The 23,946-nt window shown below is 37.7% G+C and carries 22 protein-coding genes; 8 read left to right on the top strand and 14 right to left on the bottom strand.

The features are described 5' to 3' along the window. The first annotated feature begins 57 nt into the window (after nt 1-57). Nucleotides 58-1,308 carry an ATP-binding protein gene (locus ACLHDF_RS15340; protein WP_413919805.1) on the top strand — a complete coding sequence of 417 codons (1,251 nt, stop codon included), beginning with the start codon at nt 58-60 and terminating at the stop codon, nt 1,306-1,308. 4 nt (nt 1,309-1,312) lie between these two features. Continuing rightward, nucleotides 1,313-2,251 carry a response regulator gene (locus tag ACLHDF_RS15335; RefSeq protein WP_413919593.1) on the top strand — a complete coding sequence of 313 codons (939 nt, stop codon included), beginning with the start codon at nt 1,313-1,315 and terminating at the stop codon, nt 2,249-2,251. A 40-nt stretch (nt 2,252-2,291) separates the two neighbouring features. Here ACLHDF_RS15335 and ACLHDF_RS15330 read toward each other — a convergent pair whose 3' ends face one another. The 7 genes from ACLHDF_RS15330 to ACLHDF_RS15300 form a co-directional block, all read right to left on the bottom strand. After that, a complete protein-coding gene (locus ACLHDF_RS15330; RefSeq protein WP_413919592.1) occupies nt 2,292-2,900 on the bottom strand; it encodes a malonate decarboxylase holo-ACP synthase in 609 nt (202 codons plus the stop codon). Then, on the bottom strand, nt 2,888-4,588 hold the full coding sequence (gene mdcD / locus ACLHDF_RS15325) for a biotin-independent malonate decarboxylase subunit beta (protein WP_413919591.1): 1,701 nt from the start codon (nt 4,586-4,588) through the stop codon (nt 2,888-2,890). The genes ACLHDF_RS15330 and mdcD overlap by 13 nt, the downstream gene beginning before the upstream one ends. After that, nucleotides 4,575-4,877: a malonate decarboxylase subunit delta gene (locus tag ACLHDF_RS15320; protein WP_413919590.1), complete on the bottom strand. Its 303-nt coding sequence runs from the start codon at nt 4,875-4,877 to the stop codon at nt 4,575-4,577. The genes mdcD and ACLHDF_RS15320 overlap by 14 nt, the downstream gene beginning before the upstream one ends. After that, complete coding sequence (locus tag ACLHDF_RS15315; protein ID WP_413919589.1) at nt 4,858-5,763, bottom strand: triphosphoribosyl-dephospho-CoA synthase; 906 nt, start codon at nt 5,761-5,763, stop codon at nt 4,858-4,860. Before ACLHDF_RS15315 ends, ACLHDF_RS15320 begins: the two co-directional genes overlap by 20 nt. 5 nt (nt 5,764-5,768) lie before the next feature. Further along, nucleotides 5,769-7,421 carry a malonate decarboxylase subunit alpha gene (gene mdcA, locus ACLHDF_RS15310; RefSeq protein WP_413919588.1) on the bottom strand — a complete coding sequence of 551 codons (1,653 nt, stop codon included), beginning with the start codon at nt 7,419-7,421 and terminating at the stop codon, nt 5,769-5,771. Between the two features lie 37 nt (nt 7,422-7,458). Beyond that, nucleotides 7,459-8,385, bottom strand: a complete 927-nt coding sequence (locus tag ACLHDF_RS15305; protein ID WP_413919587.1) for an ACP S-malonyltransferase — start codon at nt 8,383-8,385, stop codon at nt 7,459-7,461. Nucleotides 8,386-8,543: 158 nt separating this feature from the next. Continuing rightward, nucleotides 8,544-9,743, bottom strand: coding sequence for an MFS transporter (locus tag ACLHDF_RS15300; RefSeq protein ID WP_413919586.1), 1,200 nt, complete (start codon nt 9,741-9,743; stop codon nt 8,544-8,546). Between the two features lie 329 nt (nt 9,744-10,072). On the opposite strand from ACLHDF_RS15300, the gene ACLHDF_RS15295 reads away from it, so the two are divergent. The 5 genes from ACLHDF_RS15295 (at nt 10,073) to budA (ending at nt 12,863) form a co-directional block, all read left to right on the top strand. After that, entirely contained in the window at nt 10,073-10,441 is a 369-nt protein-coding gene (locus ACLHDF_RS15295) for a winged helix-turn-helix transcriptional regulator (protein ID WP_013055500.1), read from the top strand. Nucleotides 10,442-10,525: 84 nt separating this feature from the next. Continuing rightward, a complete protein-coding gene (locus ACLHDF_RS15290) occupies nt 10,526-10,705 on the top strand; it encodes a hypothetical protein (protein WP_413919585.1) in 180 nt (59 codons plus the stop codon). After that, nucleotides 10,705-10,902 (top strand): YwbE family protein, encoded by a 198-nt coding sequence (locus ACLHDF_RS15285; protein WP_413919584.1) that lies wholly within the window; start codon nt 10,705-10,707, stop codon nt 10,900-10,902. The genes ACLHDF_RS15290 and ACLHDF_RS15285 overlap by 1 nt, the downstream gene beginning before the upstream one ends. 946 nt (nt 10,903-11,848) lie before the next feature. Then, nucleotides 11,849-11,920, top strand: coding sequence for a hypothetical protein (locus ACLHDF_RS15280; RefSeq protein ID WP_413919804.1), 72 nt, complete (start codon nt 11,849-11,851; stop codon nt 11,918-11,920). 229 nt (nt 11,921-12,149) lie between these two features. Beyond that, nucleotides 12,150-12,863 carry an acetolactate decarboxylase gene (gene budA / locus ACLHDF_RS15275; protein WP_413919583.1) on the top strand — a complete coding sequence of 238 codons (714 nt, stop codon included), beginning with the start codon at nt 12,150-12,152 and terminating at the stop codon, nt 12,861-12,863. Nucleotides 12,864-12,974: 111 nt separating this feature from the next. Here the strand turns inward: budA and ACLHDF_RS15270 are convergent, their stop codons facing one another. Genes ACLHDF_RS15270 through ACLHDF_RS15245 form a run of 6 tightly spaced genes read right to left on the bottom strand, consistent with a single transcriptional unit; the run spans nt 12,975 to nt 21,920 of the window. Next, entirely contained in the window at nt 12,975-13,397 is a 423-nt protein-coding gene (locus ACLHDF_RS15270; RefSeq protein ID WP_413919582.1) for an NUDIX hydrolase, read from the bottom strand. Nucleotides 13,398-13,404: 7 nt separating this feature from the next. Next, on the bottom strand, nt 13,405-15,246 hold the full coding sequence (locus ACLHDF_RS15265) for a 2-aminoethylphosphonate aminotransferase (RefSeq protein WP_413919581.1): 1,842 nt from the start codon (nt 15,244-15,246) through the stop codon (nt 13,405-13,407). After that, entirely contained in the window at nt 15,239-16,369 is a 1,131-nt protein-coding gene (aepY, locus tag ACLHDF_RS15260; protein ID WP_413919580.1) for a phosphonopyruvate decarboxylase, read from the bottom strand. Before aepY ends, ACLHDF_RS15265 begins: the two co-directional genes overlap by 8 nt. Continuing rightward, on the bottom strand, nt 16,362-17,879 hold the full coding sequence (gene aepX, locus ACLHDF_RS15255; RefSeq protein ID WP_413919579.1) for a phosphoenolpyruvate mutase: 1,518 nt from the start codon (nt 17,877-17,879) through the stop codon (nt 16,362-16,364). The genes aepY and aepX overlap by 8 nt, the downstream gene beginning before the upstream one ends. Nucleotides 17,880-17,892: 13 nt before the next feature. Then, a complete protein-coding gene (locus tag ACLHDF_RS15250) occupies nt 17,893-19,302 on the bottom strand; it encodes a Mur ligase family protein (protein WP_413919578.1) in 1,410 nt (469 codons plus the stop codon). After that, the gene (locus tag ACLHDF_RS15245) at nt 19,299-21,920 is read right to left on the bottom strand and encodes a putative amidoligase domain-containing protein (protein WP_413919577.1); all 2,622 of its coding nucleotides are present in this window, start codon (nt 21,918-21,920) and stop codon (nt 19,299-19,301) included. Before ACLHDF_RS15245 ends, ACLHDF_RS15250 begins: the two co-directional genes overlap by 4 nt. Nucleotides 21,921-22,165: 245 nt before the next feature. Here ACLHDF_RS15245 and ACLHDF_RS15240 point away from each other — a divergent pair, with 245 nt between their 5' ends. Further along, nucleotides 22,166-22,840, top strand: coding sequence for a hypothetical protein (locus ACLHDF_RS15240; protein ID WP_413919576.1), 675 nt, complete (start codon nt 22,166-22,168; stop codon nt 22,838-22,840). Between the two features lie 3 nt (nt 22,841-22,843). Here ACLHDF_RS15240 and speE read toward each other — a convergent pair whose 3' ends face one another. Beyond that, complete coding sequence (gene speE / locus ACLHDF_RS15235; RefSeq protein WP_413919575.1) at nt 22,844-23,731, bottom strand: polyamine aminopropyltransferase; 888 nt, start codon at nt 23,729-23,731, stop codon at nt 22,844-22,846. Nucleotides 23,732-23,946 lie beyond the last annotated feature (215 nt).

Raw genomic sequence — 23,946 nt, 5'->3', positions numbered from 1 at the left:
TGAAATTATCTGAATTTTAAATCTTTCATTCAAAAAGATCCGTACATTTTATTGATGATGCTCATTACTGTTCCTTTAGCGGGAGAGTTAAAATTTTATCCGTTAAATGAAACATTTCGAATTACATTTGGAGCCCCTACGTTTTTCTTTTTTTTGTTGCTTTTAAAACGGAAAACCGTTTTAGCTGGCGGCTTATTAACCGCCTTAAGCGTCGTTTTATTTCGCATCACGCTAGACTATATCATGCTCGATCATTTTCAATTTGTAGCTTCTGCACATATGCATTACCCTACGTTTTTCTTTTACTTTACGTATGCACTTTTATTTTTTATTTTTAAAGTAAGCCGCATGAATTACAGTGCGATTGTGATTGGGTTGATTGGACTTATCATTGAAATAGCTGCTGATATAGTTGAACTAACTGCGCAGTATATAGTTTTACGCACAACAATTCATATCGATTCATTATCCGACATAGCTATTATTGCTTTTGCTCACAGCTTCATTGTTCTTAGCTTTTTTAACATGATGACCATTTATGAATCACAGTCACGAGAACGTCAAATCCGTAAACAAAATGAGCACATGCTAATGCTCATTACAAGCCTTTATGAAGAAACCGTGCATTTAAAAAAGACCCTTCATAATACAGAAATAATTACAAAAGCTTCGTACGATTTATATCGAGTATTACATCAGCAGGAAAAAGATCATTCTGAGCTAAATCAAACGCTCAGTAAGAAAGCGCTTCGCATTGCCGGAGATATTCACGAAGTAAAAAAAGACAACCAGCGGATTTTTGCGGGCTTATCTAAAACAATTTCAAATGAAAGTTTCCAAAATTATATGAAAGCAGAAGAACTCATTGAGCTGATCGTACGCATCAACAAAAAATATGCCGATTCTCTTTACAAACAAATTACCTTTTTTTCCTCTGTAACTGGGGAACATTTGAGCTACCATGTTTACACCATTTTATCGATTATTAATAACTTGGTAGCAAACGCCGTGGAGGCGATTAAAGATGAGGGAATGATTGTTTTATCCCTACATAGGCGGGCTGAACATGTAGAATTTCATGTACAAGATAATGGTCCTGGAGTACCTTTGAAGTACGAAAAAGCTATTTTTGAACCTGGCTTCACTTCAAAATACGATCAATTTGGAAACCCCTCTACCGGAATTGGCCTTTCTTATGTAAGGGACATTGTTCAAGAACTTGAAGGTACGATTGAAGCTAAACGAGGAGATAACGGGATGATTTTTATCATTCAAATTCCTCTTTGTAATCTAATTCAGAAAGGATGAGTTTATGCGGTTTTGTATTACAGATGATGATTCAGCCATTCGCTCAACGCTCAGTCAGCTGATTGAAGATGAGGATTTAGGAGAAGTTGCAGAAGAAGTCGTCGACGGAAGCTTTCTAGATGCCTCAATGTTAAATTTAAAGCAAATTGATATTTTATTTATTGATTTGCTTATGCCAGGACGAGATGGAATCGAAACAATTCGTCATTTAAAAGATTCATTTAAAGGAAAAATGATTATGATTTCACAGGTAGAGTCTAAAGAATTGATAGGAGAAGCCTATTCATTAGGAATCGAATACTATATTACAAAACCAATTAATCGAATTGAAATCTTAACGGTTATTCGAAAAGTAATTGAACGAATCTCCCTCGAGAAATCAATCGACGATATTAAAGCCTCCTTGAATAGTTTAGCGACAGCCCATCACGCCCCCCCTTCTAGTCAGCCGGTAACGAAACAAGCCCATCTATACGATGTAGGTAAATTCTTATTAGCCGAGTTAGGTATTGTAGGAGAAAATGGTGCAAAAGATTTACTTGATATTTTACAGTTTTTATATACGTATGACCAAAGAGAAAGTGTGGAAAAACACTTCCCTTCTTTAAAAAATATTTTTGTGAATGTTGCTGAGAAAAAACTAGGAGCTCACGCTTCTTCCATTGAAATTAATCGTGAAACCAAGGCTTGTGAACAGAGGATAAGAAGAGCTGTTACTCACTCACTAAATCACTTTGCTTCTATTGGATTAACAGATTTTTCAAATCCAAAGTTTGAAAATTATGCTTCTAAGTTTTTCGACTTTACAGCCGTTCGTAAAAAAATGAAGGAACTGCAGGGAGATTCTAAAATTTTACCCATTCGTATTAACACAAAAAAGTTTATTCAAATATTCTTTTTTGAAGCAAAGCGTTTGTTAAGTCAGGAAAAAAGCTGGTATTGACAGAAGAGACGGAAAAGGTTCATATCTCCTTTTCCGTTTCTTATACTAATTGATTCGATTTTATTAAGGTAGGTCCATATACCGTACGCAAAAGCAACGTCTCTTCTCCCTTTGCATATTCAGCTAGAGAAAATGCTCCTTTTTCCGTTTCCACCTGTACATCTACAGAAACTGGGCACCTCTTTAACTTACTAAGTATCATTTTCGCTTGTTCTATCGATAAATAAGAAGAAAGGCGAATGAGTACGTCCAAATCACTGGTTGTCGTTACAACTTCTGCACCGCTGGCAAGCTCGAACCCTACACTGCCGGTTGGTCCCCACACAAAATCTTTTAAAATAACAGCCACCTCTTCTAAAGCGCTTATAGCTGGAATTTTTCTAGAATAGCCGTTTTGAAAGAGTGAAGTCAGATCTTCCGGCCTAGTTGCTTGTTTAATGGCGTGCTCAGATAAAAAAGCACCAAAACGCTGATTCCTTCGTTCTCCCCTTATCCCAACAGGTATCAGTCTATCTCGATGAACAGAACGCCTTACAACTACAAACGGGGCTCTCGCTAATGAACACTCTACCCACTCAGGAATAGCTGTATAACTAATTAGCTTTGCTTCCTCTTTTAATTGAAGCAAATCATGAGTTATATATTCCATTGTTTTTCCAACTCATCTCTTACTAATAAAGAAGCTTTTCGCCCTGCTTTTCTTGCTTCCTCACTACGCAGCCGAGTGCTTAAATCATACGCCCCTTCACTGCGCACATCTTCTATTGCGCCACTCAAAATATCTTGAATCGTTTGAACGTCGCGCTCTGTGGGCTTATCGGATTGAATACCGCTAATCAGCTCATATAAAGCCCCAAGTGAGGCATATGATTCAATGTCATAGGCCATGGACGGAACTTTCTTTGAAGCTTCTTCAAGTTCTTGTATGCTTCTTTTGGTAATACGTGCTGCAGACTGTTTAGACATGGCATGGACATTTACTCCTTCGTCTTTCAAAGCCACTATCCGATTTGACTGGTATCCATGAGCTAAAAATGCTCCTGAAATCGCTTTTCCGACAATCAATGTAATAACTGGATGACCTGCCAAGCGCGCTGCTGCATAAGCATCCACTGCCGCACCGCAAGCATAGTGAATACCTAGAAGTTCTTCATGATAGCCATACGCTTGACTCGGTACATCCACAATGGCAATTATAGGACGCGGGGATTGATTTCGATCTTCTTTTATTACTTCACGAACATGCTTGGCAATTGCCCATCCTTCGTCTAATCCTACTTCCCCTTTTCGTGCACGTAAAAAACGATTATAAGGATTAGGTACAACCGATATATATCGGACCTTTTCTCTTCCTAGCAATGCGTCTTTATAAAGAACGGAAGGAATCTCAAAATCCGCTTCTTCATCATGTATTAAAGCATTGATCCATACGCGACCGCGGCTATTTGGCATATTGCCTTGAACTTCATTCAACGGGTAAGAGACTGCTGAAGGGATACGTTCATTTCTGGTCGCTTGATACAGTTCTTGAAATTGATGAGGAGCCATTTTTTCTGAAGGATCAACCTTACTAAGCAAATGTCTATAAAACTCTACTTGTTCTGTTTTACTAGTTACCTTTTCTTTCTTCTGAAACGTCTCTTGAACTGCTCGTTGAATAGCAGTGACATCATCCGGTGCCATGGCGTCTGCAAAACCCGTTTTATAGCGTTGAATACCGCCAATCGTTCTCCAGATTAAGCTTCTGTCTCGTGCATCAAACTCTTCAATCCCTGCTTCTTGTTCAATCACTTCCGGGCCGTTAAGGCCAAACCTTGCTTCTTTTGTCATAATGAGATAACTAAAGAGTGAAGCAGTGATGGACATGCCTCCAAAGCAGCCTACGTTTCCTGAAATAACTCCGACAATAGGTGTATATTCGCGCAAAGCAATAACAGCTGCACCAATTTCAGATATCGATAAAAGCCCATAATTTGCTTCTTGCAGCCTTACCCCTCCTGTATCAAATAGAAAAACAGGCCTAACTGGAATGCCTTTCTTGTGATTATTAAGAGCTAATTCCAAAGCACCTGCAATTTTAGCTCCCGATACTTCACCAATACCTCCCCCTTGAAACCCTCCTTCTATTGAAATGACAACGGCTGGCTCCCCTGCTATCAGCCCACCTGCTATAATGACACCATCATCGCTTTGGGGAACAATATTTTGCTTCGGTAAATGAGGCGATTCGATCCCGTCAAAAGGGCCGAGCAGTTCACGGAATGTGTCTTTATCTAAGATTGCCTGTGCTCGTTCTCTTCCATTTAACTCAATAAAGCTTTGATTATTCACTCCCATTTCCACTCACCTCCAAAGCCTGTGCCAAACGTAATGCGACTACACCAGGCGTAGCACCGAAATCATTAATTACAATTTTCGCTTGGATCGTATGAACACTAAAGAACCGGTCTAATACGGCTTTCCAGGTTTCACTAAACCCTTCACTTCCTGTTCGTACTGAGACGTGAGCATGTTCTTCATCAGAAGGACTCATTAAGATTTCTAAATCTCCTGAACCTACAACGCCTACATGTGCGCGCTGAGTTAACTTTTGATCAGCTTTGTATTTAAACACTAACGTTTCCATTAGCCACTCCTCCCTGCAGATACGATTCTTCAAAAAAAGATATTCGATCCAAAAATAATACAGCAGCCAGCAAATCTGCACTTCCGCCTGGAGAAGCGTTAGCTGATAGAAGAATATTATCTAACGCTTCCAAGCGCTGTTTTCCTAGTGATGTAGATACTCCTCCAGCTCCTAATACACTGGATGCCGCCATTTTAACCTCCTCCAACACAGCCGAACCAGCACGATGCAAAATACACGTATCATCAATCTTGGCCATTAACGTTACTAAAGTATCAATCCGTGCTGATGTTTCATGTATTCCTAGCTTGCGAGCCTTATGTAAAGCAGGCAAACCTATATGAATCACGTGGGGAAATCCTTGCTCCGCCTCTCCAGCCGCTCCTTTTACGCCATACTGTTTTTTCACACGAAGTCCATTAGATGTATGCAAAGGACAAAAACGATCTGCATAACGAGCAATTTGTCCTGCAGCTGCTGCGATGGATGCAGGTGATGCTTGAATGCCGCAAACTGCTGTTGCGGAAGCAAGTAGGCCTAATGCCCAAATAGCTCCTTTGTGTGTATTAACACCATTCGTAACTCCGTACATAATTTGTTCGCCTTCGCGTCCAATTCGAGCAATTTCTTCCCTTAGCATCTGACTTGGCTGCTTCTCTTGACTATATAAAGCAATCTGTGAAAAGGTCGGTTGTAAAGCATAAGCAGAGGTTAACAGTGTATCAATATTCATATCTTGATGAGACCCATTTGTTGCAGCATCTACAAGCCCAGGTTTAGGTGTAAGTACCGCTTCATCAACCAGAGCAGTAACTGCCATTTTCGCTATTAGACGTGAATAAAACACTGCTGGTTTTGGCTTTTCTTGAATACTCTGAATACGCATATTCCTTACCAGCTCCTAAATTTAGCAGGAGGATTATATAGACCATCCGACCATTCTACTAAATCTTCTACACTTCTCGCTGCCAATAATGAACGCTTTGCTTCTGTACGACGAATCTGTAAGTCTTCAGGAAAAGCTACTAAGCCATCTCTGCGCATCTTTTCCACTTTATTTTGGTTGTGTCGCAGCCCTATAGGCGTTACCCCTGCTATTGCTTCAAGCGCTGCTTTTCTTTCATCCAAGCTTTGTGCTTTGTATAAATAAGCAATTCCTTCTTCCGTCACGACATGGGTCACATCGTCTCCGTAAATCATGACAGGAGCAGTAGCTAAGCTTGCTTGTTTCGCTACCTTTATCGCATCTAAAGACTCCACAAAAACAGGCTCATTTCCTGATTGAAAGGTTTCAACCATTTGAACAACTAGCTTTCTTCCTCTTGCTAATTCATGCTGCTCGTTTATCATATCCAACCAAGCAGGCGTAGAATGCCGGCGGCCTCTAGGATCATGCCCCATGTTAGGCGCTCCGCCAAACCCTGACAAACGTCCAGATGTGACGGTAGAAGAATTTCCTTCTCCATCTATTTGTAACGTTGATCCTACAAAAGCATCTACCGCATATTGACCGGCCACTTGACACATCGCACGGTTTGAACGCAGGCTGCCGTCGCGTCCCGTGAAAAATACATCTGGACGCGCTGCTGTGTATTGTTCCATTCCTACTTCTCCGCCAAAGCAGTGTACGCTCTCAATCCATCCGCTTTCAATAGCTGGAATCAACGTAGGGTGAGGGTTCAGAGCCCAGTGCTTGCATATTTTACCTTTCAGCCCTAACTTTTCTCCATAAGTAGGCAGCAAAAGTTCAATTGCAGCTGTATTAAATCCAATACCGTGATTTAATGATTGTACACTGTGTCGTTCATAGATACCTCGAATCGTCATCATAGCCATTAAAATTTGGAGCTCTGTAATATGACGAGGATCTCGCGTAAATAAAGCTTCCAATTGATAAGGTTGATCCGCCACGACGATACAATCAATCCAAGAAGCCGGAATATCAACTCGTGGAAGTTCTTCGACAAGTTCATTTACCTGCACAATGACAATTCCATCCTTAAATGCTGCTGCTTCAATAATGGTCGGCGTTTCTTCCGTATTTGCTCCCGTGTATAAGTTGCCTTGCGAGTCTGCTTTGTCGGCAGCGACTAATGCAATATTGGGAATTAAATCAATGAAAAGACGTCCGTAAAGCTCTAGATATGTATGAATTTCCCCCATTTTCAACACGCCATCTTCAATCATTTGAGACACGCGAAGGCTTTGAGCGCCGGCATACGAAAAATCAATTTTTTCAGCAATTCCTTTTTCGAATATGTCGAGATGTTCCGGGCGTGAAATACTAGACATAATCATATGAAGGCCGTTTATTTTATCAGCGCTTACCTCGTTCAGTGCCTTTGATAAAAAAGATGCTTGCTTTTGATTGTCTCCTTCAAGCACTACTTTATCTCCGGGTGATATAAGCAATTCTAACGCTTCAATAATGTGTTCATTACTTAATAACTTTCCTTTAAGAAGATGGTCTATTCGCGCAAGGCGAGCTGCTTTTTGATCTCGGCGAGTTGTCCATGATTTTGAAGTTTTTTTTATGCCACTCATGTTCTAGCTCCTTTCTTCCATTCCTAAATTAAGGCGCTTATATTTTTTCTTTTTCCATTAAAATCAACATAGATTTGATCGTAGATTCGGCTGCAGAAATAGCCCTTGCTTCCGGGAAGCTCTTAGCAGCCAAATCCGTTAGTACTCTTCCTGGAGCCATTTCAATATATAATCTTGTACCCATTTCATACATAACTTCCGTCGCATCATGCCAACGAACAGGCAAAGCAACACTCGCTGCCAGATCTTCCTTAACATCAGCAGCTTTCCATAATTTCCGAGCTTTACAATTACCTATAAAAGGAACCACCGGATCCTTTCCTTTCACTTCAGTTATTATTTTTCGTAACTCGCTCGAAACTCCTTCCATGAGAGGACAGTGAGAAGGCACCGTTACATGAAGCATTTTAGTTTTTCTAGCTCCTTTTTTAGAGGCTGCTTCAAGAACTTTCTTAATTGCTTTTACCGTACCAGAAATCGTTATCTGATCGGGAGCATTTAGATTCGCTACATAAACAGGAGTTGCATCAGTGGATATTTCATGTACAAGAGAGAAAAGCTGGTGTTCCCGCAGTCCCAATACCACCCCCATACCATAACCACCAGGATAAGCATTTTCCATTAGTCCCCCTCTTTTTTCTATAAAAAGAAGAGCTTCTTTAAAAGATAACACTTCAGATGTAACTGCTGCTCCAAACGCTCCTATTGAATGCCCTCCTACCACGTCTGGTAAGTATCCTTCCTTTCTAAACGCTCTAGCCGCAGCCACCCCTGCAATAAAAAGACATATCTGAACATTTTTATTATATTTTAATTTTTCTGACGAATCTAACGATAATACGTCTTCATTTAAAACCTCACTTGCTTCTTCAAACGTTGTCACTAACCCCCATTTATTTTTTATATCATGAAGCATACCGGCATATTGTGCGCCTTGTCCTGGGAATAAAAATGCAACACTCATTGTGTTTCTCCTTTCGACTTTGTATCACCCAAGGAGATAATGGATAATTTTATTATAAAGAACAGATGATCAATAACTCTAATACATATTTCTTATATATCCTATAACTTGAAATCTATAAAAAAAGAGATCATCGCAAAAAGCGATGATCTCTTTTTTTATTTTGCTTTCGCTTCTATCGAGCGACTCCATGCCGTTAATAAGACCGCTCCTAAAACCATAACCCCTCCAATCCAAGGAGTATGAATAAGACCAATCGAATCAACAATCAGGCCGCCTACAAAAGAACCAATAGCAATTCCAACGTTAAATGCAGCAATATTAAGCGCCGATGCTACGTTTACTGCTGAAGGGACATACTTTTCAGCTAAGTTTACGACCAGCACTTGCAGTCCAGGTACGTTCATAAATGCCAATAAGCCCATGGCAAAAATTGTGACTGTTCCTGCTACTTTAAACGATGCAGTAAACGATAAAATCATTAAGATAACTGCTTGAATTAAAAACATCCAAAATAATGCTTTTAATGGGTTTTTATTAGCAGCTTTTCCTCCGATCGTGTTTCCGATGGCTACCGCTACACCGTATACCAGTAGCAAGATGCTAACTGCGCTTGGTGCGTATCCTGTTAACTTTTCAAGAATAGGAGCTAAATACGTATAAGCTACAAACGTTCCGCCATATCCTAGAGCGGTAATAGCAAACGATAATAAAAGCGGCCCGTTTTTTAAGATTTTCAATTGATCGCTAAACTTTGCTGGCGGTGCTTCTTTTAAGTTTTTAGGCACTAAAAGAGCACTTGCAATAATGGCAATAACCCCAAGTAACGCTACTCCCCAAAATGTTGCTCTCCAACCGAAAGCTTGTCCAATAAATGTACCAAGCGGAACACCTGTAACAGTCGCTACTGTCAAACCTGTAAACATTAAAGCAATGGCACTTGCCCGCTTATCTTCCGGCACTAAATCAGCAGCGATAGTCGCGCCGATGGAAAAGAAAATCCCGTGGGAAAATGCAGTAATAATTCGTGCTACAAGCAGCAGCCCAAAGCTTGTTGATAAAGCCGCTACTGAGTTTCCTACGATAAAAATAACCATTAATAGCATTAGCAATGATTTTCTACTCATTTTACTTGTTAAAGCTGTTAAGACGGGAGCTCCAAATGCAACTCCCATTGCGTATCCTGAAATCAATAAGCCTGCTAATGTGATGGAAATATTTAAATCATCTGCAAGCGATGATAATAGACCTACTGGAACAAACTCTGTTGTCCCGATTCCAAAGGCGCTAATAGCTAGCGCTAATAGCGGTAAAGCACCGCTTTTTTTACTTTGTTGTGTTTGTGAAAGTGTGTTCACTTCTTAACGCCTCCTGTTCGTTATAATAACTTCTTTATAATAGCTTCTCTTACAGCTGATTAGCTAAGGTACCCTTCATATATTCGCTAACTCGCCATCAACAATTGTTATTATGAGCGATGTAAAACCAAAGAAAAAGTACGCACTTTCAAGTGATATAGGTACCTGGAGGTTACAATAAGCGTAAATACTAAAGTCATGAACTATTGGGCATTCTAAAAAAATGCTTACACCTAGAAAATTTTGCTCTATAGTGGTATGATAAACATCAGAAAAAATGCGAAAACATGCATTTGACCGTTATCTCTAGAACAAGGAGAGTTGTTAACGTGAAAAAATATAATATTCCAGTGGAAGCGGCATTAGAAGTCATTGGAGGTAAGTGGAAAGTCGTTATTCTTTGCCACTTAATTAAAGGGACAAAGCGCCCTGGAGAATTAAAAAGAATTATGCCTCGCGTTACACAAAAAGTATTAACGCAGCAGCTTCGTGAACTTGAAGCAGACGGCATTATTGTTAGAAAAATGTACAACGAAATGCCGCCTCGAGTAGAATATTCTTTAACGGACTACGGATGGTCTTTAAAAAGCATTCTCGATTCATTATGCTCTTGGGGAGAACATCATATTGAAAAAACGTATCCCGATAAAGAAGCTGTACTCATGCAGCCTGTAGAAGAAGTCACTGTTTCTAATTAAAAAAAGCTGACTATATAGTCAGCTTTTTTATTCCCCTACTTTCTTTGCTTTTTCAGACGACGTACGTATTCAGGAGGAACCCTTATGACAGAACAACTTAAAAAGAAAATTAGTCTTCAAGATGCCATCAAACAGCAGCTAGCTAATAAGAAAAATCAATCTTTAAGTAAAACTAAGAACAGCAGCACCAATCAAGCAACCAAAAAGCTGACGAGTCAGCAAACAAAAAAAACGAATAATCAGCGAAAGAGAACAGGTGTATAATGAACGGACAAAATAGAAAAGACGTAGCTCCTGGAATTAAAGTCGACATTATTTTAAAAGCAGATCAGCGCTCTGGGAAACTGACGCATGGAACGGTCAAAGACATTCTGACCAATTCAAGCTTTCACCCGCACGGCATCAAAGTTCGTTTAAGCGATGGACAAGTCGGACGCATAAAAGAAATTTACCCAAATTAAAAAAGCATGTATTCTACATGCTTTTTTAATTTATACCTCAAATAAATCTACTTATCATTTCCTACTTTTGTTAAAATAAAGAAGCACTATCGTCCCCTTTCTTTCCCTTGGGAATTCATGCAAGGAAGAAAAAGGTGGTGGATAGTCTGAGACGAATCCTCAAGTCATTTTTCCTAGATGCTGAGAATGTTCAGCTCCTAACGGCTTACGTGGAGCTTTTAGGAGCCATAGTCGCTCTTATTTTGCTATTTTTCCAGTAGTAAAATAAGTAATCACCAATAAGTATCGTCTAAAAGGTTCTTCATCCATAAGGCTCGTGTGCTGATTGTCTTTAGGGAATCGTGTTTGGCGGCACTTCCCTATAGTAAAAAGGCAGCTTCCTTGCAGAAATGGACAAGGTGTAATCAACTACAGCCAATTATGGGTGCAAGACCTTTTTCTTTCTTAGTCTATGTCTTTTTTTTACTTCTCATACACAAAAAAACCTCCGAGTTGGCGGTCTCGAAGGTTTTTTCTAGTGAATCGTCTTCAACAAATCCTCATCCAGGGGCTGACAAGGTTCAGATCTAATAAGATTTTGTGATGAATTTCTTCACCTTACAAGTTAAACTTGTCAAAGCTAAGAATTCATTCGCTTGTTAAGAATAACTGAACGTGCGCTCCGGATTGTCATTTTTCCTAGCCTTAGTATATCATATTTGTTGAAAACAGGTAAAAAAAGTGTTCGACAAAGCTTGTCAGCAATTCTTCATATATTTTATATTTTTCACAACGAAAAATATTTTACAAAAATGAAAGAATTTCATACTGCTAGATAAAAGATAGAAGTATTCTGACTTGGAGAGGATTTCAATAAAACAATCTCAGTTAGAAAAAGAAATTCGATCCTCACAATCAGATATTTATCAATTAGCTAAAAAAAACAAGCAGTTATTCTCACGGCGAGATTTTAAAATTAAGTCAAAAGCTAGATCAAAAAATTGTTAGTTACCAAAAGCTTTTTAACCATACCAAATAAGAGCCACGTAAGACTTTCACTTACTATGTCTCAAGTATGATAAACCTAAAAATAAAACAGAGATGTATTATTCGCAATAGGCACACCCCTGCTTCCCTAATTAATAGGGAAGTTTTTTATTTAGAAAATTAAAACCTTCTTCTCTCCTTCGGTTAGTTGTCATACCAATCGGGTATTTAACCATTAGGTCTTAAAACCTATTTGAGAAACATAAAGGAGAGAACGCACGATGAGTAATGAAGAAAAATTAACGATTCACCAAACTTCGACTATGATTGCTTTATTAGACGGCGTGTTTGACGGTATTGTCACCTACAAAGACTTAGCTAAAAAAGGTGATTTCGGCATCGGTACGTTTAATCAATTAGACGGTGAAATGATTGCCTTTGACGGAGAGTTTTATCATATTGCTGATGGGAAAGCCGCACCTATTCGTGAAGATGCTAAAACCCCTTTCGCCATTATGACAACCTTTTATCAAGATATCTCTTACCGCATAGAAAAGGAAATGAATCGCGATCAATTAGAGAATTTAATGAACGAACTTATTCCTAGCCCGAATTTATTCTATGCAGTTCGCATTGACGGAAAGTTTAAAGAAGTAAAAACCCGTACTGTTGCAAAGCAAGAGAAACCCTATCCTTCTATGGTAGATGCGGCTGCTGATCAGCCTACATTTACATCTTCTGATGTAAATGGAACACTAGCAGGTTTTTACACGCCAGAATATTCGTCAGGCATCGGTGTTCCCGGCTATCACCTGCACTTTATTGATGAATATAAAAAAGAAGGTGGTCATGTTTTAGACGTCTCCGTTCAAGATGTTACAATCCAAATTTGTAAAAAAACAAAATTAAATCTCAATTTATCGGAAACAAGTGAATTTTTAGATGCTAATTTAGAAGACCATGATGTAGAAGAAGAAATTTCGACAGCTGAATAAACAGCGATACTCTTACTGATAAAAAAACTCTCATCGTTATGCCTAACGGTGAGAGTTTTTTATTTAATCGAGTTCAGCCTGCATTTCTAGCACAACACAGAAATCTCCCGCCTATACGTAAAAGGAGCCTGTATCTTTTAAAACATAGAAAAATGGTATTTCAGTCTCTTTTAGACATCTATCTATTCTATCTTTAAAGTTATCTAATTTAATTATGTTTTTTGCTTCCTCTAACGTAAAATATCCCACACCCTGCGTTTCATTGGAGACGGAAATTTTCCCGCTAACCGCTTTTCCCTTTAATAAAATAACAGTAGTAGATCTTTTAACCTCTTGTTCTACTCCTAAAAAGTTTGTCACTTCGATAACAATTCCAGATTCCTCTTTAACTTCTCGTATACCCGCGTCTTTTATCGATTCACCTACTTCTATAAAACCGCCTGGAAATTCCCATCCCCTTCTAGGGTTCTTCACTAGAAGCACGTGATGATCTTGATTTACAACCATAACTGCTACAGCTAATTTTTGATTCAAATTGTTCTCACTCTCCTTTTAAAGCTTTGAGATATTGTTCAAGAAGGTGAAGAAATTTTTCTATATCTCTATATGTGATATCACCAATATTTGCTACTCGAAAAGTTTCTAATTTATCAATTTTACCAGGATAAATAGTAAATCCTTGTCTATAAAAAAAATCATGCATGATATCAAAATTATACTTTTCATCAGAAGGCTCAAGGATAGAGGTAATAATTTTAGAATGATGTGCTTCAGGAACCAAATAGGTTAACCCAAGCCGAGTAATTCCATCAGTTAAAGTAGTCCATGATTTTGAATAGCGCTCATATCGTCTCTCAATTCCTTCCCACTGAGTTTCTATAATTGCCTGCTTTAAGGCATACATAGTCTGAACAGGAGGAGTAAAACGCATTTGTTTATTTATTTGGAAATGGCGATACTGATCATATAAATGAAGATAAAGATTACGTGGCTTCATTTGCTCCGTTTTTTCTAACCGTTCTATATTGGCTATAACAAACGACACACCTGCCATTGCTTGAAGGTTTTTATTTGCACTTGCCGCCAGATAGCTTATATTCATTTTTTGCATGTCAATTGGAACAGCTGCATATGAACTCATTGCATCCACAATCATCTCGATATTTTTCACTGCACAAAATTCCCCGATTTGTTCAATATCATTAAGAAGCCCTGTTGAAGTTTCACAGTGAACAAGTGCCAGATAAGAAACGTTCGTTGAAAGCTTTTTTATAAAGATTTCTAAGTCGTTCATATCAATAGCCTGCTGGGCGGAGCTTTTATATTCTACATAATTCAGCCCATAAATTTCAGCGATTTTACACATTCTTTCACCGTATGGACCATTATTGATAATAACAACAGTACCGTTATTAATTACTGAACTTAAAATCGATTCCACTGCCGCCGTTCCAGATCCGCCGAATAATACCGTAGTATATTTATCTGGATTCCCAACAAATTTTGTTAATTCAGTAGAGATAAATTCCATCGTCTCTCCAAATGCTTTTTCTCTCGGACAAATGTCCTCTACTATTTGAGCATATTTAACAGTATCTGTTGTAGTTGCCGGTCCAGGATTTAGAAGTATATTTCTCTTAACGGCATGTTGAATACCTTCTCGAGCTTTAATAATTGGATAAACAATAGTAGTTGCTCTTGCCCAATGATCTTCATCATCCACTTCACCCCACGCCAAATTGTCCAGTTTATGAATATACACATTTGTTTTTTCGGAAATTTTAACGAGACCATATTCATAATCAATCACTTGATTTAACTGAAACAAGGTATGCGCTTCATCACAAAGTCTCTGAAATGTAGCATAAGAGAGTTTGGTTAAACCAACTAATTCTGCATAGATACTATTTAACTCTTCTTTTTGTTTAGACATATTCTTAAGGTTATTATTTTCATCCACTTCAATATACACTTCATCGCCAGCACCGTTCAATTTACTTGCTAGTATTACATCTGACCTCGAATGGTTTACTAATGTTTGCAAAGCACTTTTTTCAAAAATCACATCTGATTCCAATAGTAAAAAATCATCTTTAATATAATTTTTAAATTGATACAGCGTAAAAAGACTTCCCGTTGTTTCGTATCTAGAGTTATAAACACATTTTATTTGAGGGTATTTAACCATTAACTTTTCATATTCTTCTTTCATATAACCTGTTCCGATAAAGATCGTCTTAATTCCCGCTTCTACTAATTTCGAAATGGAATGCTCGATAATTGATTTTTCGTCAATCACTAAAAATCCTTTAGGACGATTTCCAGCTCTTTCGCGAATCCTGCTCCCCATCCCTGCAGCTAGAATAACAGCTGTCTTAATCATCTAAAAACACCTGCAATCTTTCTTTCACTTCATAAGGCTTCATTTCAGGACGCCCCAGGTTCTTTTTAGAGCCTTTCGCTATTTTAAGATATAAAAACGTTAATTTTTTATCATTTTTCCACTGTTTTATATACGTCTCTAACTCATTTAAGTTATGAACATGAATGGATTTTTGATACCCACAGGAAGAAGCAATATCTACAAAATTAATGTTATGAGAGACCGTATGTTGGCCCCCTGTAGAATCATGGGTTTGATTGTCTAGAAGAATGTGTAATAAATTTGCCGGACAATAGTATCCGTTGGTTGCTAGATTTCCCATACGCATAAGCAAAGCTCCGTCTCCATCAATCGTAATGATATTCTTTTCATTTCTGCTCAAAGCTAAGCCCAAACCAATGGAACTAACGCACCCCATAGATCCAACCATATAAAAGTTATTTCTAGCATCTTCTATTTCGTAAAGCTCTCGTCCAGTTTTTCCTGTAGCGGCCAATTGAATAGTATCATTGTCTTTTAAGGAATTAACTACTTGTAATGCCTCATACCTTGAAGGTAACTCGTTGGTTGTTGCCTGTTCGCGTTTCATTTTAGGAGTAACTTTTTTCATTGATTTTTCTAAAAGCTTAACTGGCTCAAACGTTCCTTTTTTGACAATAAAGAAATAGCTTTCATTATTTTCAACAGCTTGATTAGCCCGCTGTAATTGTTTTTTAACTTCCGCAAAATCAAAGGATAAATATTCCCACTTTATTTTCATCGTATTTAGCAGGGTAGGAGTAATTTCTCCCATTAATTCATGCTGCGGTTCATCTGGAAATCCAGGTTCTCCGCGAAAACTGACAAATCCAAGGACCGGAATTTTAAACGGATGAATAAGAGAGGTTAAAGGGGAAACAGCATTTGCTAATCCGGAGTTCTGCATTAAAACAACCGCTTTGCTACCACCGATTGATGCGCCAGCAGCAATCGCTACCGCTTCTCCTTCGTTTGCCGCTGCAACGTATTCACATTCGTTGATAGCATAGTTAATAAGATGTTTAAGATAGGAACAAGGAACCCCGCTATAAAATTGAAAACCTAGTTTTTTTAATTGAGTTCCAAACACTGATGTACTAATCATGTTGTCCACCATCTCTTTGAATCTTTGTATACGTTTCGGTATCTATCCATGACCCCATCGTATATTTAACAGCAATTGGATGAATTAGATTAATATAATTAAAGAAATCAGAGAACGTGAGCTGAGCAAAATCTTTTCTCTGCGCCAGTTCTTCCAACGCTTTTTTTACAATCTCAGTGCCTTTTCCTGAAACTTTCCAAAGGCCAATAAATTCACCATGAATGTTTTTAGAGTTTGAACTGCAAGACATTTGAATCAACTCTACTGTTTTGGAATAAAGCTGTTTGGAATAGGGAAATTCAGCGGTTACATAAGATGTCTGATTCCCTTTTAACTCGTAATCTGCTCCTACTACAATAGTGATATCGCCACTTTCATGAATTAACTCCTCAAAAACATGTGTTTTATACACGATGTTACTATCACTTATTAAAGTAGCCGTTCCTAGCTTATCCCTTGCAGTATAAAGATCATGTAATTCTCCTTTATTAGGAAATTCCTTATCTTCCATAGCTTTGTTACTATCTACTTTTATAATATTTGTCACGCCGACTTTTTTTAACTGATTTATTTGCTCAGTTATTAAAGCTTCATTTGCTGATTCTTTTACCAGAATCATAGCGTTCATGCTATGATTAGAAGAACTTAAATAAAGTTTCTCTGCAATATCGAGCTCTTCAGCTTTTTGAAGACGGAAAACTTCCTCAAGCGGAGAGACATTTTTTTCTACGTTAATCAAACTTTTATCGTAATAAATCTGAGCAGACGTTTTCTGCATAGCTGTAATAGAAGATCTTAAGTTATGATTGGCCCAAATGCTCAAGCTAATTCCTAAATCTCTAAATTTATCAGTTGGAACCGAATAATATTTAGTAGGAACAATAATAACTGGAAGCCTGTTTCCCCACTCTTTCATAAAAGCTTCAATTTCTTTCATATCTGACCTTTTACTATGAATCAAAACGGCATCGGTTCCTGCTTGGCGATAAGCTTCTGCCCGCTTTAAAGCTTCTTTCAGCCCCCACCCTGCAATAAAAGCTTCTACACGCGACACCACTACAAAATCTTTATCCTGTTGACTATCTTTCATTGCTTTAATTTTGCCACAAAATTCATTAATATCTGCAAGTGGCTGCGCTTCACCTTTAATAAATGAGTTTGTTTTTGGGAACAATTTATCTTCAATACATACTCCTGGAATGTCTCGTTGCTCCAATTTCTTAACCAGTCTTCTTGCATTATTAAAATTCCCATAGCCTGTATCGCCATCAAGAAGTATTGGAACGGACGTTGCGTCACTCATAAACTCTAAAATGTCTAATACTTGTGTCCATGAAGCTTCATTATTATCTCTTACACCCAGGGCTGCAGATAATGACAGGCCACTGGCCCATATCCCCTTAAATCCCGCTTCTTCTACAATCTTTGCAGATAGCGCACTGTGAGCCTCCATAATAAACTCTAGCTGTTTACTTTCTATTAACTCTCTTAGCTGTTTAGTCTTCTTCATTTCTATCCTCCTTTTACTCTTCGTTATCTGGAATGAGTTTATTTCTTAATTGTTTAAAAGTAGGTTTTTTCATCACACGATGCGTTACTTTTAATAGAAGTATTGTATTTTTATTTAAATACGGAGCTAAAACATCGTGTACTTCATCACCGGTATTACAAAAATAGACTTTATTGGGATCCATTCCACATTTTAATGCTCCTGTTCCGATAGCTTTTGCTTCATCTCCTACTACAACTAAAATGTCAATTTTTGATTCCGCTGCTTTTTTCCCCATTTCTTCGTATTGGTTAATAGCATGAGGCCCTTCTCCTAGCTGAGGCATGTAACCTAATAAAGCGATCGATTGTTTCTCTTTTGACATATCACTAAGAACTTTAAGAGCTGTAGCCATCGATAAAGGTGAAGAGTTCCATGTGTCATTAATTACCGTACATTCGTTCATTCCGCTTTTAAATTCCAAATGTTCTTCTACTTGTTCAAATAAGCTAAGTCTTTGTATTGCAACGGAAAGATCAACACCAACATAAAATACAGCAGCAATGGCAGCCAGTGCATTATACACATTGTGTTCACCATATCCAGGGATAAAGGCATCGTACTCTTTGTTTTGGTGTTTTAAAGTAAAGGCCATTCCTCCATTAGCATATTTTATATCTTTTGCTTGAAATTGTGAGTCATCATTTTTCCCTATATATACAACACCTTGAAAATGACTCACATCAAGCACTCTCTTAATATTTTGGTCATCTGCGTTTAAAATCAAAATGCCGCTATTCGGATCTAAGCCTTCTACAATCTCGGCTTTTGCTTTCATATATTCTTCAGGTGTTTCACAATCAGCGAGATGGTGCACACCTATATTTAATAAGATTCGTATTTGTGGCTGAAAGTAGCGGCACGCAACTCTTAGATAGCCTGGATAAGCGACCGGCATCTCAAAAACAGCTACTTCTGTCGTATCATCAATACCTGTTAAATAATGTAGATTTACAGACATAGAATTCATACTCATCCACGTAGCTTTCACTTTATAATCTTCAATTAATATTTGTCGAATCATCTCTTTAGTGGTCGTTTTTCCACAAGTTCCTGTAACACCAATAACAGGAAGATCAAACAGACCTCGATAGTATTCGACAAATTTCCAATAAGCATCTTCTAATTGAGCTGTTTTAACAAGAATAATATTTCCCTCTAAGTTCGTGCACAGTTCAGGCTGGTCTGTTATAACGACAATTGAATGATTTTCTTTCCAATACTTCCCTCTAATTGGTTCTCTATCTAAATGAAAGATTAGTGTATGATCCTCTATATCCTTTTTGGCGTAGTTTATAGCATGTTTAATAACAGGATTTCCTGATCCATAACAAAGGTCTCCACCCGTTTGTTTAAGGATTTCATTTAATGTGAAGTTCTTCATGTTAAATCCTCCTTTTCTTCTTCGTAACCCGCCAATGAAGACGCATAATTAAGCAGACGAATCCCAGCCAAAGTCCGCAGCTTATAGGCTCTAATTTGTGAGAATAGACTATCTGGTTTTGCATTTATTTCGAGTAACTTTATGGAACCGTACTGATCTATACATAAATCTACTGCTAGCTCCCCAAAAGAACCTACTTTCTCTTCTACTGTCGCAACAATATTTTTAGATATTTTAGCTAGTTGGTTTATAATGAGCCTTCTGTCTGTTGGATCAGGATATAAGCTGTTTAATATTTTACTGAGGCGCATATTCGTTTCCGAATCTTCCGTTAGCACATCTTCCCCGGTGAGACGAGCAACCATACCCGTTCGGAGCCAAATTTGCTTTTCATTTTTTTGCATATAAACCCGTATTTCTAAATTTTTATCTTTATGCTGCTTTCTGCGAATTCCTTCTTGAACCAGATACGGATTGTTTTTCATTAAAGGAGAGAGCAAAGTAAATAATTCTTCCATATTACTGAATTGATGCAGCTTCTTTTTATTAAGATCAAACCAAAAGATGCCGGTTGGTCGGCGAACGATGCGCATGACTCCTTTACTTAAGGCCCCGCCAAGCGGTTTTAAATAAACTTCTCCATAGCTATCAAGCATTTCTGAAATGTCAGCAGGATTTGTTACTAGACGTGACTCTGGGAGAAATTCTTCATATTCTTTCATAAGAAGTTGATATGTCGCCCACTTATCTCCCGTAAGTTGAAACAAGTTTGAAGAATTAACAAAAGGAATTTTATAAATCGCCTGAAGCTTTGCTCTTACTTCATCTATTAAAATATTTTTTCTACCATCTATAAAATAACGATCATAAACGACAGCAGGAAAAGGAAAGCTCCCTTCACCGTTAATGGTTGTTCCTTTAACCAGCTTTTTCTCCCAATCAATATCTTCGGGTTCAAACACATAGACAAGCATTCGCTTTTCATTTGCTAAACGACATAGATGATGGAAGTAAGTTGTTTGCCTTTCAAAAGGACGATTAGCGAGAATTCCAATGATAGGACCTAAAGTTATGATGCCTTCTGAGGCTGATAGCTTAGGGCACCAATCTTTTGGGAGAGATAGTTTATCACGAAGAGATTTAGAAAGTTGAACCATATTTGAATAGCGAAATGAAAAAGGATAAGAATGCACAGTTGCAGTTGATATTGCCTTTCCTGCACTAACGATCGTAGACTGCCCCTCTTTGAGGCCGTATTTTAAACGGAGCTTTTTGGGGATTTGAATAATATATCCACGGTCATAGATTTCTTTAGAGATCTTTACATTCCAATTCCCGCGAATATCCTTTGATTCATCACAAGGAATTTCCTTTTCTATCATTTCAAATAGAAAAGATAGTTCATTGTGATATTGTGGATAGCTAGATGTTTTCATAAGATTCTCTTTGATATCTTTCCACATTCGTTTAAGAAAGATTTTATTCCCTTGATAGTAGGCACGCTGCGTAAGGGGATGAAATAAAAATTCGCTTTTTAATTCATGATGATGGGTAGCAACTAGCTGAGCAAGAGCCAAAGTGGAGAGAGTAATTCTAGGGTCGATAATCCAAGAGCTTAACGTTAAATACTCAAATCCATACGGCTTCTCACGATAGCGTCCAAGACCCCCATGATTTGTTTTCCGTCTAAGTTTAGCGGTCTTAGATTCTTCTATCAGCGCTACTGGAATAGCAAGGTAGTGATCAAGAGCTCTTAATAAGGATAAAGAAAGCGGGATGCCAAAATGAATATGTCCTCCGCACTGATACCCTGAAAACGGCATGCTGCCTGCTCGGAAATGAACATTTTCATATGGTACCTGTGCAGATGCTTTTTCTATTAATGTTTTGATATTCTCAAATAATTCTATGGATGAATTAGCTTTTTCAGGCCTAACTTCTACTAAGGCATACTCACCGCTATCTTGCTCTATTTGCCTTTCATCACAACCTACTGGACCTTCAACAGAAAAGAAAGTAGAAGCTGGCAGAAGCTCCCCATCACAACTTAACATAAACTCAACATCAGCACCCATGCTAAAAGGAACAGCAGGCTTTGATGGATTTTCCATCCATTCGCTTTCTGATGGGTTAATATCTGTGACAATACACTCTCCATTTTCTAATATCCCCATTTTAACAAAGCCGCTTTTAGCACCTGTTACGTAAAGCGCTCGAATGGCTACGCTCATCAACATTTCCGGTACATCCATGGTGTTTATCTGCTCCAGTTTCCAACCAAAGGCTTGCGTTCGAATGGGTATTTCGTTAAATACAACATGTTCACTGGTAACTACTTGTACTGTTTTTACGCTCAGCCCTTCCACTTCTAGATAATATTCTTTGTCTATTGCATATATTTTTGTAAAATAATCATATCCTTCATATATTGCTTGGTCTTTTGTACTTACCATAACAATATCTCTTCCGCTATGGTGACCGTACTTCCTCCCTATCACTGGGTATGAACAGGTTTTGGGGTCAACTAATTCAACAGACGGTATATTATTCAGATTAAGAGTTTGCAACGTCATTTCTTTATCAGATAATATCCCTAACTCTTCTCTCATTGGATCCATTTTAAAGCCTCCTAATTAGAACTTTCTATCGTATTTTGCTACTTTAATGCCCTATAACAATAATCAGCTAATCATATAGTATGTAACTATATAAAATACTCTTGTACATTTATCTATTTATTTCCACCGTTTTTAAAAACTTTTTATGTATGTATTTAACTCATGTGATAATTCACCGATTTTATTTTCATTGCATTTATTATAGAGAGGATAGATTTCAAACAATATACAAGGAGAAATAATCAATGACATTAAAATTCATTCATGGAAATTACTTAAAATACAACAAAGGAACTGGTTTTATAAGCTGTCACGTCGATGCACTTCATGCAGAACCACCCGCTGCTGATTTATTTACAGATAAAGTTGTAGAGAATTTAGTAAAGAAAACTGGATGTGCAGGAATTGTTAGTACGGTTTCAAGAACTGTAGCAGATTTAAATAGAAATCTAAATAAAACCAACTATGAAGGAATACATGAATATAGAAGAACAATTCAAGAAATTGTTAATTCTTTAAAGATAATAGATAATGACAATCGCCTTCTAACACCCTATTTGCATTTATCTTTTCACGGAATGAAGGATACACATTACGGACCTTATGCAATTGAAGTGGGGACCTTATATGGACAATCTTGCTCAAAGGAAGTTAAAGATTGGTTGCAACAAGCGTTAGCTAAAAAAACTGAAAATTCGTTTCCAAAAATCCATGTAATATTTGATAATAAATTTATTGGAAACGAATCAATTGCCTTTCACAGACAAGGGGACAATAACGGCTATCTAGGTTACAGCCATAATTTTAATACGTTTCAAATTGAATTATCTCGTACTCTCCGCAGCAAGCACAGATCTACTATAACGAATGTATTCTCTGAGATTATTCATGAATTTCAACAAACATTCGTAGCTACCTAGTTTTTAAGAATCTTTTCCGTCTACTATTTCTTTTATATATTTAGGTAAAACAAATGATGCACGGAAAATTTCAGGATTGATATATTGAGTATGTTTATGCTGTAACTTCGTCAAATCGGCCTGAAGAGGATCTATTTTTTTCGAAGCAATCGTAAAACTCCAGATCCCACAAGGGAAAAGAGGTATAGTCACTAAATAGGTGCGAACAATCGGAAATAGTTCCTTTAAATTTTTAATTGTGCCTTGTAACGTAGAAGTATTATAGTAAGGAGATCCTGATTGAAAAACAACCACGCCGTCATCCTTAAGGCTGTTGTAGACATATTGATAAAAATCTGGTTGAAATAGTTTTTTTCCTGGTCCAACAGGGTCAGGCCGGTCAATTATAAGAACATCATAAACTCCCTTTTGTTCTTGAATCCAATCTATTCCATCGCGATGGATCATATTAAGCCTGGTTTCACCCTCGTAACAAGAAGCCGGAGTTAGCCATGTGTGGCAGATTTCTGTAACTTTTGGATCAATTTCGACTACATCAATTTGTTGAATTCCGTCATACTTCATTGCCTCCCGTGCAGGACCACAATCACCTCCGCCAATCATCGCAACTTTTTTAGGATTTGAATGCGTTATAATCGGAACATGGCTAATCATTTCATTATAAATAAATCCTTCTCCTGTTGAAATTTGTGGCGTACCATCTAGCACCAGCATTTTCCCATACCACTTTGTATCCACAATGCTGATTTGTTGATAAGAAGATTGCTCATAGTGAAGTAGACTTTTTACTTTATACCCCATTTTCATTCTAGCCTGTCCAACGTAACTCCATATCCAGAGAACTCCATTATCATCCTTTTTATACCCTGAAAGAGGATGCTTTTCTGTCACTTTTTCCACCTTCTATTTCAAAAATTTGTGTTCTATATAAAATATGAATTATTTTTTATTTGGTTATAATTCGATAGCACAAATTTTGGGGTACTGACTCTATTAATCTTCTATTTTCTATTTCTCTTTGAGTCTCCGCTAATATTTCTACTTACTATTCTTTTAGAGCTTTTTAACCGTTTCTTCGTGAGCACTTGTGCAGAGTATACGCCTAG

It is taken from the genome of Priestia megaterium (assembly GCF_046599315.1).
In the GTDB taxonomy this organism is placed as follows: Bacteria; Bacillota; Bacilli; order Bacillales; family Bacillaceae_H; genus Priestia; species Priestia megaterium_F.
The sequence above is the reverse complement of the archived record's forward strand: the minus strand, read 5'-3'. Positions and strand labels throughout refer to the sequence as shown.